The 17,224-nt window shown below is 66.6% G+C and carries 19 protein-coding genes and 1 tRNA gene; 12 read left to right on the forward strand and 8 right to left on the reverse strand.

What is annotated here, in order from left to right:
• Window positions 1–69: 69 nt before the first annotated feature.
• Window positions 70–621 (forward strand): hypoxanthine-guanine phosphoribosyltransferase, encoded by a 552-nt coding sequence (locus KPB06_RS21885; RefSeq protein WP_059580903.1) that lies wholly within the window; start codon window positions 70–72, stop codon window positions 619–621.
• Window positions 622–713: 92 nt separating this feature from the next.
• Here KPB06_RS21885 and KPB06_RS21890 read toward each other — a convergent pair whose 3' ends face one another.
• Window positions 714–1,316, reverse strand: coding sequence for a MarC family protein (locus KPB06_RS21890; protein ID WP_059580901.1), 603 nt, complete (start codon window positions 1,314–1,316; stop codon window positions 714–716).
• 20 nt (window positions 1,317–1,336) lie between these two features.
• Window positions 1,337–3,073, reverse strand: coding sequence for a proline--tRNA ligase (locus tag KPB06_RS21895; protein ID WP_059580899.1), 1,737 nt, complete (start codon window positions 3,071–3,073; stop codon window positions 1,337–1,339).
• 228 nt (window positions 3,074–3,301) lie between these two features.
• Between KPB06_RS21895 and KPB06_RS21900 the strand changes: the two genes are divergently transcribed.
• Together KPB06_RS21900 and KPB06_RS21905 are read left to right on the forward strand one after the other, a co-directional pair.
• Window positions 3,302–3,946, forward strand: a complete 645-nt coding sequence (locus KPB06_RS21900; RefSeq protein WP_006496762.1) for an RNA pyrophosphohydrolase — start codon at window positions 3,302–3,304, stop codon at window positions 3,944–3,946.
• A 13-nt stretch (window positions 3,947–3,959) separates the two neighbouring features.
• A complete protein-coding gene (locus tag KPB06_RS21905; RefSeq protein ID WP_059580894.1) occupies window positions 3,960–4,568 on the forward strand; it encodes a CNP1-like family protein in 609 nt (202 codons plus the stop codon).
• A 96-nt stretch (window positions 4,569–4,664) separates the two neighbouring features.
• Here the strand turns inward: KPB06_RS21905 and proB are convergent, their stop codons facing one another.
• The 4 genes from proB to rplU all read right to left on the reverse strand — a co-directional run bounded on the left by proB (window position 4,665) and on the right by rplU (window position 7,773).
• Window positions 4,665–5,783 (reverse strand): glutamate 5-kinase, encoded by a 1,119-nt coding sequence (proB, locus tag KPB06_RS21910; RefSeq protein ID WP_059580892.1) that lies wholly within the window; start codon window positions 5,781–5,783, stop codon window positions 4,665–4,667.
• 91 nt (window positions 5,784–5,874) lie between these two features.
• A complete protein-coding gene (gene obgE, locus KPB06_RS21915) occupies window positions 5,875–6,987 on the reverse strand; it encodes a GTPase ObgE (protein ID WP_059580889.1) in 1,113 nt (370 codons plus the stop codon).
• A 186-nt stretch (window positions 6,988–7,173) separates the two neighbouring features.
• Window positions 7,174–7,437 (reverse strand): 50S ribosomal protein L27, encoded by a 264-nt coding sequence (gene rpmA / locus KPB06_RS21920; protein WP_006476999.1) that lies wholly within the window; start codon window positions 7,435–7,437, stop codon window positions 7,174–7,176.
• A gap of 24 nt (window positions 7,438–7,461) precedes the next feature.
• On the reverse strand, window positions 7,462–7,773 hold the full coding sequence (gene rplU, locus KPB06_RS21925) for a 50S ribosomal protein L21 (RefSeq protein WP_006025184.1): 312 nt from the start codon (window positions 7,771–7,773) through the stop codon (window positions 7,462–7,464).
• A gap of 210 nt (window positions 7,774–7,983) precedes the next feature.
• On the opposite strand from rplU, the gene KPB06_RS21930 reads away from it, so the two are divergent.
• The 9 genes from KPB06_RS21930 to KPB06_RS21970 all read left to right on the forward strand — a co-directional run bounded on the left by KPB06_RS21930 (window position 7,984) and on the right by KPB06_RS21970 (window position 15,850).
• Window positions 7,984–8,979: a polyprenyl synthetase family protein gene (locus tag KPB06_RS21930; RefSeq protein WP_059580886.1), complete on the forward strand. Its 996-nt coding sequence runs from the start codon at window positions 7,984–7,986 to the stop codon at window positions 8,977–8,979.
• 148 nt (window positions 8,980–9,127) lie between these two features.
• Window positions 9,128–9,204: transfer RNA gene (locus KPB06_RS21935), tRNA-Pro, on the forward strand.
• 140 nt (window positions 9,205–9,344) lie between these two features.
• The gene (locus KPB06_RS21940; RefSeq protein ID WP_081066450.1) at window positions 9,345–10,637 is read left to right on the forward strand and encodes an HlyC/CorC family transporter; all 1,293 of its coding nucleotides are present in this window, start codon (window positions 9,345–9,347) and stop codon (window positions 10,635–10,637) included.
• Window positions 10,638–10,720: 83 nt separating this feature from the next.
• Complete coding sequence (locus tag KPB06_RS21945; RefSeq protein WP_059580879.1) at window positions 10,721–11,983, forward strand: GspE/PulE family protein; 1,263 nt, start codon at window positions 10,721–10,723, stop codon at window positions 11,981–11,983.
• Entirely contained in the window at window positions 11,980–13,191 is a 1,212-nt protein-coding gene (locus KPB06_RS21950; protein WP_059580877.1) for a type II secretion system F family protein, read from the forward strand. The genes KPB06_RS21945 and KPB06_RS21950 overlap by 4 nt, the downstream gene beginning before the upstream one ends.
• A 46-nt stretch (window positions 13,192–13,237) precedes the next feature.
• A complete protein-coding gene (locus KPB06_RS21955) occupies window positions 13,238–14,149 on the forward strand; it encodes a prepilin peptidase (RefSeq protein ID WP_059580874.1) in 912 nt (303 codons plus the stop codon).
• Between the two features lies 1 nt (window position 14,150).
• Complete coding sequence (gene coaE / locus KPB06_RS21960) at window positions 14,151–14,756, forward strand: dephospho-CoA kinase (RefSeq protein WP_059580872.1); 606 nt, start codon at window positions 14,151–14,153, stop codon at window positions 14,754–14,756.
• A 109-nt stretch (window positions 14,757–14,865) separates the two neighbouring features.
• Window positions 14,866–15,621 (forward strand): cell division protein ZapD, encoded by a 756-nt coding sequence (zapD, locus tag KPB06_RS21965; protein ID WP_059580870.1) that lies wholly within the window; start codon window positions 14,866–14,868, stop codon window positions 15,619–15,621.
• A gap of 28 nt (window positions 15,622–15,649) precedes the next feature.
• Window positions 15,650–15,850, forward strand: a complete 201-nt coding sequence (locus tag KPB06_RS21970; RefSeq protein WP_059580867.1) for a DNA gyrase inhibitor YacG — start codon at window positions 15,650–15,652, stop codon at window positions 15,848–15,850.
• Window positions 15,851–15,907: 57 nt separating this feature from the next.
• Here KPB06_RS21970 and KPB06_RS21975 read toward each other — a convergent pair whose 3' ends face one another.
• Both KPB06_RS21975 and KPB06_RS21980 read right to left on the reverse strand, forming a co-directional pair.
• Window positions 15,908–16,351 carry an NUDIX domain-containing protein gene (locus KPB06_RS21975; RefSeq protein ID WP_059580864.1) on the reverse strand — a complete coding sequence of 148 codons (444 nt, stop codon included), beginning with the start codon at window positions 16,349–16,351 and terminating at the stop codon, window positions 15,908–15,910.
• Entirely contained in the window at window positions 16,348–17,217 is an 870-nt protein-coding gene (locus KPB06_RS21980; protein WP_059580861.1) for an ATP-binding protein, read from the reverse strand. The genes KPB06_RS21975 and KPB06_RS21980 overlap by 4 nt, the downstream gene beginning before the upstream one ends.
• Window positions 17,218–17,224: the final 7 nt, after the last annotated feature.

The following is a 17,224-nucleotide window of genomic DNA, read 5'->3' on the forward strand; positions in this document are numbered from 1 at the left end:
TTTTTGCCGTAGCGCGCGCCGGCCGTTCTGCTTCATCCTTATTTGTATACCGACTGCCCGCCAGAACACATGAACCGCGAAGAAGCCCTCCACATTTTCGACCACTCCGAAGAGATCGTCTCGGCCGACGCCGTCAACGCGTCGATCTCGAAGATGGCCGACGCGATCCGCGCCGAGATCGGCGACGCGTTCCCGCTCGTTCTCTCGGTGATGGGCGGCGCCGCGGTGTTTACCGGGATGCTGCTGCCGCATCTCGATTTCCCGCTCGAATTCGACTACATCCACCTGACCCGCTACCGCAACACGACGCAGGGCAGCCCGGAGATGCACTGGCGCGTCGCACCGCGCGAATCGGTGAAGGACCGCATCGTGCTCGTACTCGACGACATCCTCGACGAAGGCGAGACGATGGCCGCGATCCGCGACCGCATCCTCGACATGGGCGCGAAGCGCTTCATGTCCGCCGTGCTGTGCGAGAAGACGCTCACGAAGGCGAAACCGCTGCACCCCGACTTCTGCGGCTTCTCGGTGCCGGACCGCTACGTGTTCGGCTGCGGGATGGACGCGAAGGGCTACTGGCGCAACCTGCCGACGATCCGCGCGCTGACCGCGAACGTCTGATCGCCGCGCTGTCCGCCATATACCCGCCATATAAATAGAAAGCGGCGCGCCGGTTGCCCGGAGCGCCGCTTTTTTGTTTCCGCGCCGCCTGCTTATAACTGGTGCGCGAACGCGCGGATGCCGGCCAGCAGCATCTCGACCGAGATCGCGACGAGCACGAGCCCCATCAGCCGCTCGAACGCCGCGACCGTCCGCTCGCCGAGCCACTGCTGGATCCGTTCGGCCAGCACCAGCGTGATCGCGCAGACGAGCATCGTGACCGTCAGCGCGCCGACCCACTCGAGCATCTTGCCGGGCGCCTGCGACGTCATCAGCATCACCGTCGCGAGCGCGGACGGCCCGGCCAGCGCGGGAATCGCGAGCGGCACGATGAACGGCTCGCCACCCGCGCGCGGATCGCTGCCGAGCGCGCCGTCCGGATGCGGGAAAATCATCCGCAGCGCGATCAAGAACAGCACGATCCCGCCGCCGAGCCGCAGCGACAGGTCGGTGAGGCTCATCATCCGCAGAAAGCGATCGCCGACCAGCATGAAGAACAGCAGGATCACGAACGCGATCCCCACTTCGCGCAGGATCAGCTTCACGCGCCGCTCGCGCGGCACATCCCGCATCGCCGAAATGAACAGCGGGATGTTGCCGAGCGGGTCCGTGATCAGCACGAGGAGCACGGTGGCGGACAGGAACGTGTATTCCATCGTGTCCCCGGTCGCCGCGCTCAGTGCGCGAGCGCGGCGCGGATCTTCTCGGCGACCGTCGCCGCGGCCGCGTCGGCCGGCAGCAGCGTCGCTTCGGCGTCGCGGCGGCCCTGGTATTCGACCTTGCCTTCCTTCAGGCCGCGCTCGCCGATCACGAGACGATGCGGCACGCCGATCAGCTCCCAGTCGGCGAACATCACGCCCGGGCGCTCGCCGCGATCGTCGAGGATCACGTCGATGCCGGCGGCGACGAGTTCCGCGTACAGCTTGTCGGCCGTCTCGCGCACCATGTCGCTGCGGTCGTAGCCCATCGGGCACAGCACGACCTCGAACGGCGCGATCGACTCGGGCCAGATGATGCCGCGGTCGTCGAAGTTCTGCTCGATCGCCGCACCCAGGATACGCGTGATACCGACGCCGTAGCAGCCCATCAGCATCGGCTGCGGCTTGCCCGACTCGTCGAGGAACGTCGCGCCCATCGCTTCCGAGTACTTGGTGCCGAGCTGGAACACGTGGCCGACTTCGATGCCGCGGCAGATGTCGATCACGCCCTTGCCGTCCGGCGACGGATCGCCCTTCTTCACGTTGCGCACGTCGGCGACTTCCGGCTCCGGCAGGTCGCGGCCCCAGTTCACGCCCGCGATGTGATAGTCGACCTCGTTCGCGCCGACGACGAAGTCGCTCATGTTCGCGACCGTGCGGTCGGCAATTACCTTCACCGGCTTCTTCGTGCCGACCGGGCCGAGGTAGCCCGGCGGCGTGCCGAACCACTCGACGATTTCCTGCTCGGTCGCGAAGCGGTGGTTCTTCAGGCCCGGCAGCTTCGACACCTTGATCTCGTTCAGATCGTGATCGCCGCGCAGCATCACGAGCCAGATGGTCGGCTCGGCGCCTTCATTGTCGGTCGCGAGCACGATCGACTTGATCGTGCGCTCGAGCGGGATCGACAGCAGTTCGGCGACGGCCTCGCACTTCGCCTTGCCGGGCGTCGCGACCTTTTCCATCGTTTCGGCCGGCGCCGCGCGCTCGGCAATCAGCGGCAGCGCTTCGGCCGCCTCGACGTTCGCCGCGAATTCGGACGTCGGGCAGTACGCGATCGCGTCCTCGCCGGTGTCGGCGATCACGTGAAATTCGTGCGAGAAGTTGCCGCCGATCGAGCCGCTGTCGGCCGCCACCGCGCGGAACTCGAGGCCGAGGCGCGTGAAGATGCGCACGTACGCGTCGTACATCTTGCGGTACGACTCGTTCAGGCCCGCCGCATCCTTGTCGAACGAATACGCGTCCTTCATGATGAATTCGCGGCCGCGCATCACGCCGAAGCGCGGACGGATCTCGTCGCGGAACTTCGTCTGGATCTGGTAGAAGTTCACCGGCATCTGCCGGTAGCTCTTGATCTGGTTGCGCGCGATGTCGGTGACGACTTCCTCGTGCGTCGGCCCGATCACGAAATCGTTGTCCTTGCGGTCCTTGAAGCGCAGCAACTCGGGGCCGTACTGTTCCCAGCGGCCCGATTCCTGCCACAGCTCGGCCGGCTGCACGGCCGGCATCAGCAGCTCGATGGCGCCCGCCCGGTTCATTTCCTCGCGCACGATCGCCTCGACCTTGCGAATCGAACGCAGGCCGACCGGCAGATAGTTGTAGATGCCGCCGGCGACGCGACGGATCATGCCGGCGCGGACCATCAGCTTGTGGCTGACGATCTCTGCGTCGGCGGGTGCCTCTTTCAGGGTGCCGATAAAGAAACGGGAAGCTTTCATGCGGACGGTTCCAAAAACGGCGCCCCCAGGCGGGGCGCCCGAAAAAGTTTCAAGGTGAAAAAGCTGCGCGCGGCGAACAACGAGGGACGACGATGGCGCAGACGACGTAGCAGACTAATCAGGGACAATTCAGCCGGCGTACCCCGCGCGGATTCGCTCCGTCACGGTGCGCAGCGCCCGTTATCTGTTTATAATCAAAGCAATTTTAAAGGATTCGAAGGTGGTTGTATGCTGGATCGTGAAGGCTTTCGCCCGAACGTCGGCATCATCCTCTTGAACGCGCGCAACGAGGTGTTTTGGGGCAAGCGGCTCCGCGAGCATTCCTGGCAGTTTCCTCAAGGTGGGATCAAGTACGGCGAGACCCCCATGCAGGCGATGTACCGGGAACTGCACGAGGAAACGGGCCTGCATCCGGAACACGTCAAGATAATCGGCCGCACTCGCGACTGGTTGCGTTACGAGGTGCCTGACAAGTTCATCAAACGCGAAGTACGCGGTCATTACCGCGGCCAGAAGCAGATCTGGTTCCTGCTGCGGATGGTCGGACGCGATTGCGACATTTGCTTGCGCGCGACCGATCACCCGGAGTTCGATGCGTGGCGCTGGAACGAGTACTGGGTGCCGCTCGATGCGGTGATCGAGTTCAAGCGGGATGTCTATCAGTTGGCGCTGACGGAACTGTCGCGCTTCCTGCGCCGCCCGGCGCAGCGAGCCGAGAAGCCGCGCGGGCCGCGTGTGTCGCGCTATCCGCGCGTCATCGGCGCACAGGCCCAGACGCTGACGATTGTCGACGCATCGGTAGTCTGTTCGGAGATCGAAGTGGAAGCGAGCACGCTCGACGAGATGCCGCCCCGCGTGATCGTCGGCAAATGACGAGTTGGACTGCATGACCGGGCGCGACCTTGGTGTCGCGCCCTTTTTTTACGAGGAATGCATATTGAAAGCGATTGCTCTCGCGCTCGCATCGATCGCCGCGATGGCCGCCCTGGCCGGCTGCGCGAACTCGAAAGCGCCGTCCAACAAGGATGACAGCGAGTTCGTGTACCTGCTCGACCGTCAGGGAACCTGGAAGGAAAACGCCGTCGACACGCTGCCGCCGCTGCCGCAAACGGGCGATCTGCTGCCATTCAACGTGTCGCAGAACACGCCGCTCAAGTTCTTCGTCGATGCGAAGTCGCTCGACGTCGGCACCGACGGCGTCGTGCGCTACGCCGTCGTGATCACGAGCCCGGCCGGCGCGCGCAACGTGAACTACGAAGGCATCCGCTGCGACACCTACGAATGGCGCCAGTACGCCGGCCTGAACGCGGACCACAACGGCTGGGATCGCACCGTCGAGAACGACTGGCGGCGCATCGAGAACGGCGAGTTGAACGCCTACCACTCCGCGCTCTACCAGGACTACTTCTGCTCGAACAAGATGCCCCAGGGCTCCACCCGGCAGATCCTCGAAAACATCCGGTTCCACCGCACCGCGATGACGCAGCTGCGCTGACGACGCGCGGGGGCCCGTCGCCCGCATCGCCCCGCTGCAACGAAAAGCCCGCGCGATGCGGGCTTTTTCATTTCGACGACGAAAACCGGCTGGCGATCACACCAGCACGAGGTTGTCGCGATGAATCAGTTCGGGCTCCAGCATGTAGCCGAGCACGGCCTCGATCTCGCCGCTCGGCTTGCGGTGAATCAGCTTCGTTTCCGCGCTGCTGTAGTTCGTGAGCCCGCGCGCCACCTCGCGCCCGTCCGGGCCGACACACGCGATCACCTCGCCGCGCGCGAACGCGCCCTGCACGTCGGTGACGCCGATCGGCAGCAGGCTCTTGCCGCCGGCCGTCAGCTTCTCGACCGCGCCGGCATCGATCACGACATGGCCGCGCACCTGCAGATGATCGGCCATCCATTGCTTGCGTGCCGCCATCCGCGCCGTCCGTGCGATCAGTTGCGTGCCGATCGCCTCGCCGGCCGCCAGCCGCACGAGCACGTCGGACTCCCGGCCGCTTGCGATCACGGTATTCGCGCCGCTGTGCGCCGCCCGCTTCGCCGCGAGGATCTTCGTCAGCATTCCGCCGCGGCCCAGACTCGAACCGGCTCCGCCTGCCATCGCCTCGAGCTCCGGTGCGCCCGCATTGGCCTCGCCGACGAGCGTCGCATTCGGATCCTTGCGCGGATCGGCCGTGAACAGCCCCGACTGGTCGGTGAGGATGATCAGCGCATCGCCTTCGATCAGGTTCGCGACGAGCGCGCCGAGCGTGTCGTTGTCGCCGAACTTGATTTCGTCGGTGACGACCGTGTCGTTCTCGTTGATGATCGGCACGACGCCGAGCCGCAGCAGCGTGAGCAGCGTCGAGCGCGCGTTCAGATAGCGTTCGCGATCCGCCAGGTCGGCGTGCGTGAGCAGGATCTGCGCGGTGCGGATGCCGTGCTCGGTAAAGCGGCTTTCGTAGACTTGCGCGAGCCCCATCTGGCCGACCGCGGCGGCGGCCTGCAACTCGTCGATTTCCCGCGGCCGCTTGCTCCAGCCGAGCCGCTGCATGCCTTCGGCGATCGCGCCCGAACTGACGAGCACGACTTCCTTGCCCTGCGCACGCAGCGCAGCGATCTGGGCTGCCCAGCGGCCGATTGCAGCATGATCGAGCCCCTTGCCGTCGTTGGTCACGAGGCTGGAGCCCACCTTCACCACCAATCGCTTCGAATCCGCGATGATCGAACGCATCCTGCACTGTCTCCTGTATCTGATGCCCGCCCCGGCCGGGCCCGATGGAACGCCAACGCCGGGCGGCACGCCCGGCGCGTCAGCGAACCGTTCAGGCGTCGTCGCCCGGCGCCGCACCACCCTTCGCCGACGGCGCCTCGCGGAAACGCACGTCCGCCGCGAGATCCTCCGCCTCCGCCGCGCGATGCGCGTCCGAATGTTCGGAGAGGTAGTCGTAGATCGCGTAGCACAGCGCTTCGCAGCCCTGGCCCGTGAGCGCCGAGATCTCGAACACGGGGCCGTCCCAGCCGAAGCGGTCGAGGAAATCCGCGACGCGCGCCTCGCGCTCGTCTTCCGGCACCATGTCCAACTTGTTGAGCACGAGCCAGCGCGGCTTCTCGTAGAGCGCCTCGTCGTACTTGCGCAGCTCGCCGACGATCGCCGTCGCTTCCGCGACCGGATCGACGCTTTCGTCGAACGGCGCGAGATCGACCAGATGCAGCAGCACGCCGGTACGCTGCAGGTGGCGCAGGAATTGATGCCCGAGGCCCGCGCCTTCGGCCGCCCCTTCGATCAGCCCCGGGATATCGGCGATCACGAAGCTCTTGCTCGGCCCGACACGCACCACGCCGAGATTCGGCGCGAGCGTCGTGAACGGGTAGTCGGCGATCTTCGGCTTCGCGTTCGACACCGACGAGATGAAGGTCGACTTGCCCGCGTTGGGCATGCCGAGCAGGCCGACGTCGGCGAGCACCTTCAGCTCGAGCTTCAGCATGCGCCGCTCGCCCGGCTTGCCGTCCGTCTTCTGGCGCGGCGCGCGGTTCGTGCTCGACTTGAAATGCAGGTTGCCGAGGCCGCCGGCGCCGCCCTGCGCGAGCATCACCCGCTGGTCGTGCTCGGTCAGATCGGCGATCAGCTCGCCGGTATCCATGTCGCTGATGATCGTGCCGACCGGCATGCGCAGCGTGACATCGTCGCCGCCCTTGCCGTAGCAATCCGAGCCGCGGCCGTTTTCGCCGTTGCGCGCGAGGTGCTTCTTCGCGTAACGGTAGTCGATCAGCGTGTTGATGTTGCGGTCGGCGATCGCGTAAACGCTGCCGCCCCGGCCGCCGTCGCCGCCGTCCGGCCCGCCGAACGGGACGAATTTCTCGCGGCGCATCGACGCGCTGCCATCGCCTCCGTCGCCGGCGATGACTTCGATTCGTGCTTCGTCAATGAACTTCATTCGCCACTCCGCCCAGTATTTCCGCTATTGTGCCGCGCGCCGACACGCTTGAACAATCTGCCGTTCGGCCGATCGTACGCCGGTTGCGCGAGGGTCGCCGGCGCGCATTTGCGGCCGGCGACCCAATAAAAAAGGCCCCGCGAAGACTGCGGGGCCTTTCGGCTACGAAGCCCGTGGGTGCCTGACTCAGGCAGCCGCCGGGACGACGATGACCAGATGCTTCTTGTCCGCGCCCTTCGTCGCGAACTTGACGTGACCGTCGACCAGCGCGAACAGGGTGTGATCCTTGCCCATGCCGACGTTCTCGCCAGCGTGCATGCGCGTGCCGCGCTGACGCACGATGATGCCGCCAGCGTTGATTGCCTGGCCGCCGTACACTTTCACGCCGAGACGTTTCGACTCGGAGTCGCGGCCGTTCCGGGAAGAGCCGCCTGCCTTTTTGTGTGCCATCTGATTGCTCCTTTACCGAGGCGCTTACGCGTTGATCGCGTCGATGCGCAGCTCAGTGTAGTTCTGGCGGTGGCCGCCGTGCTTTTGGTAGTGCTTCCGGCGACGCATCTTGAAGATGGTGACCTTGGCATGACGACCGTGCGACACGACGGTGGCCTTGACGGAAGCCCCACTGACCAGCGGCGTACCGAACTTAATCGATTCGCCTTCGCCCACTGCGAGAACCTGGTCGAGCGTGATTTCAGCGTCAATGTCAGCCGGTATCTGTTCTACTTTGAGTTTTTCGCCAACGGCAACCTTGTACTGCTTGCCGCCGGTTTTTATGACCGCGTACATTGAGAACCTCACTCTGGATCCAATTTTTCCGCACACCACGCGCGGAAAACACGTGATTATACATGGGGTTAGCACCCAAGTCAAAGCCGATCGACGATTGCCGCGCGCGGGCCTCGGCCGGACGGCCAAAATCGCGCCACGGGTATGTCTGACAGACCGGCATATCGCGGATTCGACTTATAATCCGCCGCATCACCCAATTCCATCATCATGTCGTCGTCCACCGCCTCCCCCACCCTCAGCGCCGCCCACCTGCTCGCCCCGATCACCAGCGACATGGAGCAGGTGAATCGCGTTATCCGGCAAAGCCTCGCGTCCGACGTGCTGCTGATCAACCAGATCGCCGAGTACATCATCGGCGCGGGCGGCAAGCGGCTGCGTCCGGCGTTGCTGCTGCTCGTCGCCGGCGCGCTCGGCGAAACGTCGCACCAGCGGCACGTGCTGGCCGCCGTCGTCGAGTTCATCCATACGGCCACGCTGCTGCATGACGACGTCGTCGACGAATCCGAGCTGCGCCGCGGCCGCCAGACCGCCAATGCGCTGTTCGGCAACGCGGCGAGCGTGCTGGTAGGCGATTACCTCTACTCGCGCTCGTTCGAGATGATGGTCGGCGTCGGCAAGATGCGCGTGATGGAGATCCTGTCCGAAGCGACGACGATCATTTCGGAAGGCGAGGTGCTGCAACTCCTGAACATGCACGACGCGGACGTCGACGAGACGCGCTACATGCAGGTGATCCGCTACAAGACGGCGAAGCTGTTCGAGGCGTCGGCCCGCCTGGGCGCGGTGCTCGCGGGCGCCGACGCGCCGACCGAGGCCGCCGCCGCCGAATACGGCCGCCGGATCGGCACCGCATTCCAGATCATGGACGACTGGCTCGACTATGCGGGCACCGCCGAGGCAATGGGCAAGAATGCCGGCGACGACCTGCGCGAAGGCAAGCCGACGCTGCCGCTCATCTATCTGATCGAACGCGGCACGCCCGACCAGTCGGCGCTCGCCCGCGAGGCGATCGAACACGGCGGCACCGATCGCTTCGACACGATTTTCGAAGCGATCACGCGCTCGGGCGCGCTCGACCACACGCTCGAATGCGCACGCCAGGAAGCGCAGGCGGCGGCGGCGGCGATTGCCGCGTTCCCCGATTCGATCTACAAGGAAAGCCTGCTCGGGTTGTGTTCATACTCGACGTCACGGCAGTCGTAAACACGCGGCGAACGGGAAGCGCCGCCTTGTCTCGAAAAATTTCTTCACCAAAGTATTCCCTTTTAGAAAAAACATCGTTATAGTTACGTTCTTGCTTGTGACGACGCAGCGATCTTCAAGAAGACGGCGAAGTCCGAAGAGCAAAAATCGGGGTGTAGCTTAGCCTGGTAGAGCGCTACGTTCGGGACGTAGAGGCCGGAGGTTCGAATCCTCTCACCCCGACCAGATTTAAAAAAACCGTGCACCTTGTGCACGGTTTTTTTTCGTCCGGCCGCCGCGGGCCCTCGTGTCGCGCGCGACACATCGCGGTCGCCGGCCTCTGCTATATTTGCCCCATCCCTGTCCTTCACTGCCCTTTCCAACGCGTGGACCAAATTCCCTTATGGGCGCAAATCGGCGCCGTCTTCCTGCTTCTCCTCTGTTCCAGCTTCTTTTCCATTTCCGAGACCGCGATGATGGCGCTCAATCGCCATCGGCTGAAGCATCTCGCCGGCCAGGGCGTGCTCGGCGCGAAAACCACGCAGGGGCTGCTCACGCGCACTGACTTGCTGCTCAGCGTGATCCTGATCGGCAACAACCTGTTCAACACGATCATTCCGGTCCTCACGACCTCGCTCGCGCTCCATACGTTCGGCCGCAACAACCTCGCGCTGTCGATCGCGACCGGCGTCGTCGCGTTCCTGATCATCGTGTTCGCGGAAATCGCGCCGAAGATCGTCGGCGCGACGTTCCCCGAGCGCATCGCGCTGCCCGCAAGCCTCGTGATCGCCCCGTTGATGCGCGTGTTCAAGCCGGTCGTCTGGTTCGTCAATGCGCTCGCGAACGGCGTGCTGTGGGTGCTGCGCATCAACACGAAGAAGGGCCGCGACCAGCGAATGTCGGCCGACGAGCTGCGCGCCATCGTGCTCGAATCGAGCAGTTTCATGCCGACCAAGCACCGCAGCATCCTGCTCAACCTGTTCGACCTCGAGAACATCACGGTCGACGACGTGATGGTGCCGCGCCGCCAGATCGAGTCGCTCAACTTCTACGCGCCGCTCGACGACATCCTGCATCAGCTCGAAACCTGCTATCACAACCGCCTGGTGGTCTACGAAGGCGACATCGACAAGGTGCTCGGCGTGCTGCACGTGCGCAAGACGCTCACCGGGCTGCACAACCAGGATTTCGACCGCGAGACGCTGCGCACGCTGCTCGCCGAGCCGTACTACGTGCCGTCGGGCACGCCGGTGGTCCAGCAGCTCCAGTTCTTCCAGGAAACCCGGCAGCGCACCGCGCTCGTCGTCAACGAGTACGGCGAGCTCGAAGGACTCGTCACGCCCGAGGACATCATCGAGGAGCTGATCGGCGAATTCACGACGTCGATGCCGCGCAGCGAACGCGCGGGCGGCTGGGACGAGAACGGCGAATGCATCGTGTCGGCCAGCATGCCGCTGCGCGAACTGAACCGCTGGCTGCACCTGAAACTGCCGACCGACGGGCCGAAGACGCTGAATGGGCTCGTGCTCGAGATCCTCGAGGAAATTCCCGAAGACGACGTGTGCCTGAAAATCGGCGACGTGATGCTCGAAGTGATGCGCAGCGACGATCAGGCGGTACGCACTGTCAAGCTTTTCAAGCCGCGCGGCACGCGCAGCGGGCGCGCCGCCTCCCGCTAGCCGAACGGCCGACTGCCGGCGCCGCCCGCGACGCGCGATCATCTGCGCATCACGGTCAACAGGCGGCCAGCGCGCCGGCTCACATGCACTTCCCTTCCTCCGGGGCGTCGCCGCACACGCAGTCGGCGCCCGCGCACGCCGCCGCGCCCCATGCACTCGATGCGGCCCAGCTCGACGATGCCCCCGCCGTACGGCTGCTGACGGACACGCTGCACGCGGCGCGCGTGCGCGACGCGTCGGACATCCACGTCGAGCCGTTCGAAGCCGGCTGGCGCATCCGTCTGCGCATCGACGGCGTACTGCATGAACATGCGCGACCGCCGCTGCACCTGCGCGATGCGCTCGTGACGCGGATCAAGGTGCTCTCGCGCATGGACATCGCCGAGCGGCGGCTTCCGCAGGACGGCCGGCTGCGCATCGCGATCGACGGCGGCACGCGCGGCGACTACCGCGTCAGTTCGCTGCCGACGCTGTTCGGCGAAAAGCTCGTGCTGCGGCGGCTCGAAACGCTGCCGCCCGATCTCACGCTTGCCAACCTCGGCTTCGACGCGCGGCAGGCCGCCGCGATGGAGGCCGCGATCCGCGCGCCGCATGGCCTCGTGCTCGTCACCGGCCCGACCGGCAGCGGCAAGACGCTGTCGCTCTACTGCGCGCTGCAGATGCTCGATCGCGACGCGCACAACGTCTGTACGGTCGAGGATCCCGCCGAGATCCAGCTCGACGGGATCAACCAGGTCGGCGTCGCCGACAAGGCCGGTCTCACGTTTGCGACCGCGCTGCGCGCGCTGTTGCGACAGGATCCCGACGTCATCATGGTCGGCGAGATTCGCGATGCGGAGACGGCCGATGTCGCGATCAAGGCCGCCCAGACAGGCCATCTCGTGCTGTCGACGCTGCATACGAACGACGCGCCGGCCGCCGTCGCGCGGCTGCTCGACATCGGCGTCGCGCCGTACAACCTCGCGGCCGCGCTGCACCTCGTCACCGCGCAGCGCCTCGTCCGGCGCCTGTGCGTCGCCTGCCGCGTGCATTCGGACGCATCGGCGCGCGCGTTGCGGGAAGCCGGCTGCGACCCGGCGGCGCTGGCAACCGGCTGGCGGCCGTTCGTCGCGCGCGGCTGTTCCGCCTGTCACGGAATCGGCTATCGCGGCCGCATCGGCCTGCATCAGACGATGCCGGTATCGCCCGGGCTGGCCGAGCGCATCGTCGCGCGGGCAAGCGTCCGCGAACTCGCGCAATGCGTGGCGGCCGAGGGCGTGCGTACCCTGCGCGACGCGGCATTCGCGCGCGTGCTGGACGGCACGACGAGCATCGCTGAAGCCGTCGCCGCCACGCCCGCGGCGTGAACGTTCGCACGCCACCGCGCGAAACCCGCTTTGCATGGCGCGGCCGCCATCGCGACGGCGCGCCGCGCCGCGGGATCGTCATCGCCTTCGACGCGGCGGCCGCGCGTGCCACGCTCGCGCGCGACGGCATCGCGGTACTGTCGCTCGACGTCCGCGGGCCGGCCCGCCCGCCGGCGGCCGGCGCCCGTGACATCACGCGCTTCACGCGCCAGCTCGCGAGCCTGTTGCAGGCCGGCCTGCCGCTTGCACCGTCGCTCGAGATGCTCGCGCGCACCCGCACGCGCGACGGCGTGCCGCGCATCGCCGCGGGGCTCGCCCGCGAGATCGTCGGCGGCCGGCGCTTCGCCGACGCACTCGCACGTTATCCCTCGCAGTTCGGTACGCTGTATCGTCAGTTGATCGAGGTCGGCGAGGCGTCCGGTTCGCTCGGCATCGTGCTGACGCGGGTCGCGGAACACCGCGAGCGCGCCGACGCGCAATGGCGCAAGCTGCGTGCCGCGCTCGCGTATCCGGCCGCCGTCATCCTGTTCGCGCTCGCGATCTCGGCAGCATTGATGGTGTGGGTCGTGCCGACCTTCCGGCAGATCTTCGACGGTTTCGGCGCCGCCCTGCCCGCGCCGACCCGCGCGCTGCTCGCGTTGTCCTCCGCGCTGTCGGCGTGGGGCGGCGTGCTGCTGGCCGGCGCGGCCGCCACGGGGCTTGCCGCGCAGCACGCGCTTCGGCGCTCGTCCGCATTGCGCCATGCGCTCGCGCGACACCTGTTGCGCGCGCCGCTCGCGGGCAGCGCACTGGAGCGGTTCGCCGCCGCACGCTGGTGCCGCTCGCTAGCGACCCTGCTCGGCGCCGGCGTGCCGCTCGCCGATGCGTTCGCCACGCTCGAGCGCACGGCCGGCCACCCGGTGTTCGCGCAGGCTACCGCGCACATCGCCGCACGCGTGTTGCGCGGCGTGCGCCTGGCCGATGCGATGCATTCGGCCGGCTGCTTTCCGGACGACGTCGTGCAACCGATCGCCGTCGCCGAGGAAACCGGTGCGCTCGACACGATGCTCGCCGACATCGCCGCGTTGTGCGAACGTCAGCTCGACGCGCGCCTCGATGCGCTCGCGGCGCTCGGCGAACCGTTGATCGTGATCGTCCTGGGCGCGCTCGTCGGCGGCCTCGTGATCGCGATGTACCTGCCCATCCTTCAGCTCGGCAACGTGGTGTAGCATCGCAACCGACTCTGTCGCCTTTTTGCCCCGAACCTTGATCCTCATGACGCCAGCGCTCCTGCCCGCCGTTTCCGATTCGCCCGAGAGCACGCTGCTCGCGCTGGCGATGCTGCCGCCCGCGCTCCAGTATGCGTTCGCGATCGTCATCGGCCTGTGCGTCGGCAGCTTCCTGAACGTGGTCGCGCACCGGTTGCCCGTGATGATGCAGCGTGCGTGGCAGGCCGAAATCGCCGAAGCGACGGGCACCGAGCCCCCGCCGCCCGACGACGGTTATCCGCCGCGCTACGATCTGTGGCGCCCGCGCAGCGCCTGCCCGCATTGCGGCCACGTGTTGCGCGCCTGGGAGAACATCCCGATCGTCAGCTACCTGGTGCTGCGCGGGCGCTGCCGGCGCTGCGGCCACGCGATCGGCATCCGCTATGTGCTCGTCGAACTCGCGTGCGCGCTGCTCGCCGCCGTCTCGCTCGCGGCGTTCGGCCCGACCGTCGCCGCGCTTGCCGCGTTCGCGCTGTGCGCGGCGCTGCTCGCGATGAGCGCGATCGACATCCGCACCGGCTACCTGCCCGATTCGATGACGCTGCCGCTGCTGTGGGCCGGGCTCGCGCTCAACCTCGGCGGCACCTTCACGTCGCTGCGCTCGGCCGTGATCGGCGCGATGGCCGGCTACCTGTTCCTGTGGTCGATCTACTGGCTGTTCAAATGGCTGCGCGGCATCGAGGGCATCGGTTTCGGCGACCTGAAGCTGCTGGCCGCGCTCGGCGCATGGATGGGCTGGGCCGCGCTGCCGCAGGTCGTGCTGTTCGCGGCGGTGACCGGCGCGATCGTCGGGCTCGTCGCGACCTGGCGCGGCCGCATGCGCTTCGAGGAGCCGATTCCGTTCGGCCCGTTCCTCGCGGCCGGCGGCGTCGCCACGCTGTTTTTCGGCACCCCTTTCTATGCGGCGCTCGGAGGCTGACATGTTTTCAGTAGGACTCACGGGCGGCATCGGCAGCGGCAAGACGACCGTTGCCGACCTGTTCGGCGCCCGCGGCGCATCGCTCGTCGATACCGACCTGATCGCCCACCGCATCACCGCGCCGGGCGGTCTCGCGATGCCGGCGATCGAGCAGGCTTTCGGCCGCGGCTTCGTGGCCGCCGACGGCTCGCTCGATCGCGCGAAGATGCGCACGCTGATCTTCAGCGACGACGACGCGCGCCGGCGCCTCGAAGCGATCACGCATCCGCTGATCCGCGCGGAGACCGACCGCGAGGCGCGCGAGGCGCGGGGCCCGTACGTGATGTTCGTCGTGCCGCTGCTCGTCGAGTCGGGCACCTGGAAGGCGCGCAGCGATCGCGTGCTCGTCGTCGACTGCCCGGTCGAAACGCAGATCGCGCGCGTGATGCGGCGCAACGGCTTCACGCGCGAACAGGTCGAAGCGATCATCGCGCGACAGGCGACGCGCGAGGCCCGCCTCGCGGCGGCCGACGACGTGATCGTCAACGACGCGGTCACGCCCGACGCGCTCGCCGCGCAGGTCGATGCACTGCACCAACGCTACGTCGGATTCGCAGCCGCGCACTGAGCATCGCATGCAATCCTGATGGTGTACGAAATTGGCGCGTTGCTAGGGTAGAGAGGGGGCATTAGAATGTCCTTCATTGTTTCAATCCCTACCCAAGAGGCGAGCGCGCTTGATTCTTTACGAGTATCCGTTCAACGAGCGAATTCGCACGCTGTTGCGTCTCGAAGATCTGTTCGAGCGCTTCGCGTTCTTTTTGGCTCAGGAGGACCCGCGTGAGCACCACGTCGCGCTGACGACGCTGTTCGAAATCGCCGAGGTGACGGGCCGCGCGGACCTGAAATCGGATCTGATGAAGGAACTCGAACGCCAACGCCAGACGCTCGCCCCCTTTCGCGGCAATCCGGGTATCGAGCAGAACGCGCTCGAAGCCGTGCTCGGCGAAATCGAGCAGACGCTCGCGAATCTCGCGCAGATGCAGGGCAAGACCGGCCAGCACCTCGTCGACAACGAGTGGCTCGCCAGCATCCGCAGCCGCGCAGTGATCCCGGGCGGTACGTGCAAGTTCGACCTGCCGTCGTACTACGCGTGGCAGCAATGGCCGGCCGAGCAGCGGCGCCAGGACATCGCGAAGTGGATCCTGCCGTTGCTGCCGTTGCGCGACGCAGCGGCGATCGTGCTGCGGCTCGCGCGCGAATCGGGTCAGGCGTCGAAGGTCATGGCGATGCAGGGCAGCTACCAGCAGATGCTGTCCGGGCGCAGCTATCAGTTGATGCAGGTGCGGGTGTCGCCGGAGCTGCGCGTGATTCCCGAGGCGAGCGCCAACAAATACATGCTGTGGGTGCGGTTCACCATGCAGGACGGCGACGTGCGGCCGCGCGCGGTGGACATCGACGTGCCGTTCCATCTGACCCTGTGTAATCTGTAACGGCCGCGTGCCGGTTCAACGCTTTCGTATGACTACCGTCGTGAAATGTCCTTCGTGCGGCGCAGAAGTGCGCTGGACGCCTGAAAACAAGTTCCGTCCGTTCTGTTCGGCCCGCTGCAAGCAGCTCGACCTCGGCGCATGGGCCGCGGAAAAGTATCGGATCGGCGGTTCTTCCGACGAGGGCCCGTCGTCGGAAGAAGACGGCACGGACAGCCGCCGCGACAGTTGAGCGGCGCGCGCCGCCGTCCGCCAATATGGCCCGCGTTTCAGGCAGGCCGCCGCGGCGTCACTGCGACGCCGCTTCCTTCTCCAGCAGTTCGAGCACCGGCAGCGCCGCCGGCAACAGCGGCGCGACCTCGACCGGCAGCTGCTGCCACACGAACGCCTGCCCTTCCTTGCTGTGCGGCTCGCCCGTCCAGCCCGTCACCTTGCAGAAATAGAGCCGGACATACGCGTGCGGATAATCGTGCTCAAGCGTGTGCCAGCGGTGGCTGGCCGTGACTTCGATGCCGAGTTCCTCGTGCAGCTCGCGCGCCAGTGCGTCCTCGACGCTTTCGCCGGCCTCCAGCTTGCCGCCCGGGAACTCCCAGTAACCTTCATACGGCTTGCCCTGCAGGCGTTGCGCGAGCAGATACCTGCCGTCCGGCTGCACCATCACGCCAACCGCGACTTCGGTCACCTTGCGGCCGTCCGGCGCCCGCACGGCGCCTTGTGCCTGATCCGCGCTCATGCCTGCTCCTTGCGGCCCGACCAGTCCCGCGCGAACTGCCACGCGACGCGGCCCGAGCGCGAGCCGCGCTCGAGCGCCCATACGAGCGCGTCGCCGCGCGCGGTCTCGATCTCCGCATCCGGGCAGCCGAAGTGACGCAGCCAGTGCGCGACGATGTCGAGGTAGTCGTCCTGCTTGAACGGATAGAAGCTGACCCACAGGCCGAAGCGCTCCGACAGCGAGATCTTCTCCTCGACGACCTCGCCGGGGTGAATCTCGCCGTCCGGCAGATGCTTGTACGACTCGTTGTCGCTCATGTACTCGGGCAGCAGGTGACGGCGGTTCGACGTCGCGTAGATCAGCACGTTGTCCGACTGCGCGGCGATCGAGCCGTCGAGCGCAACCTTCAGCGCCTTGTAGCCCGATTCGCCGTCCTCGAACGACAAGTCGTCGCAAAACACGATGAACCGCTCCGGACGCTGCGAGATCAGGTCGACGATGTCGCCGAGATCGTGCAGGTCGTCCTTGTCCACTTCGATCAGGCGCAGCCCGTCGTTCGCGTACGCATTCAGGCACGCCTTGATCAGCGACGACTTGCCGGTACCGCGTGCGCCGGTCAGCAGCACGTTGTTGGCCGGCTTGCGCTGCACGAACTGGCGCGTGTTCTGGTCGATCAGCGCTTTCTGGCGATCGATGTTGTGCAGGTCGCCGAGCGTGATCGACGACACGGCCGGCACCGGCTGCAGGTAACCGCGCCCCTGGCGCTTGCGCCAGCGGAACGCGTGCGCCGCGCTCCAGTCGATCGCCGCCGGCGCGGGCGGCAGCATCCCTTCGAGACGGCCGAGCAGCGCTTCCGCGCGTGTCAGAAACTGTTCAAGCTTGTCCATGTCGTTC

It is taken from the genome of Burkholderia semiarida, assembly GCF_029268935.1.
Lineage (GTDB): Bacteria > Pseudomonadota > Gammaproteobacteria > Burkholderiales > Burkholderiaceae > Burkholderia > Burkholderia semiarida.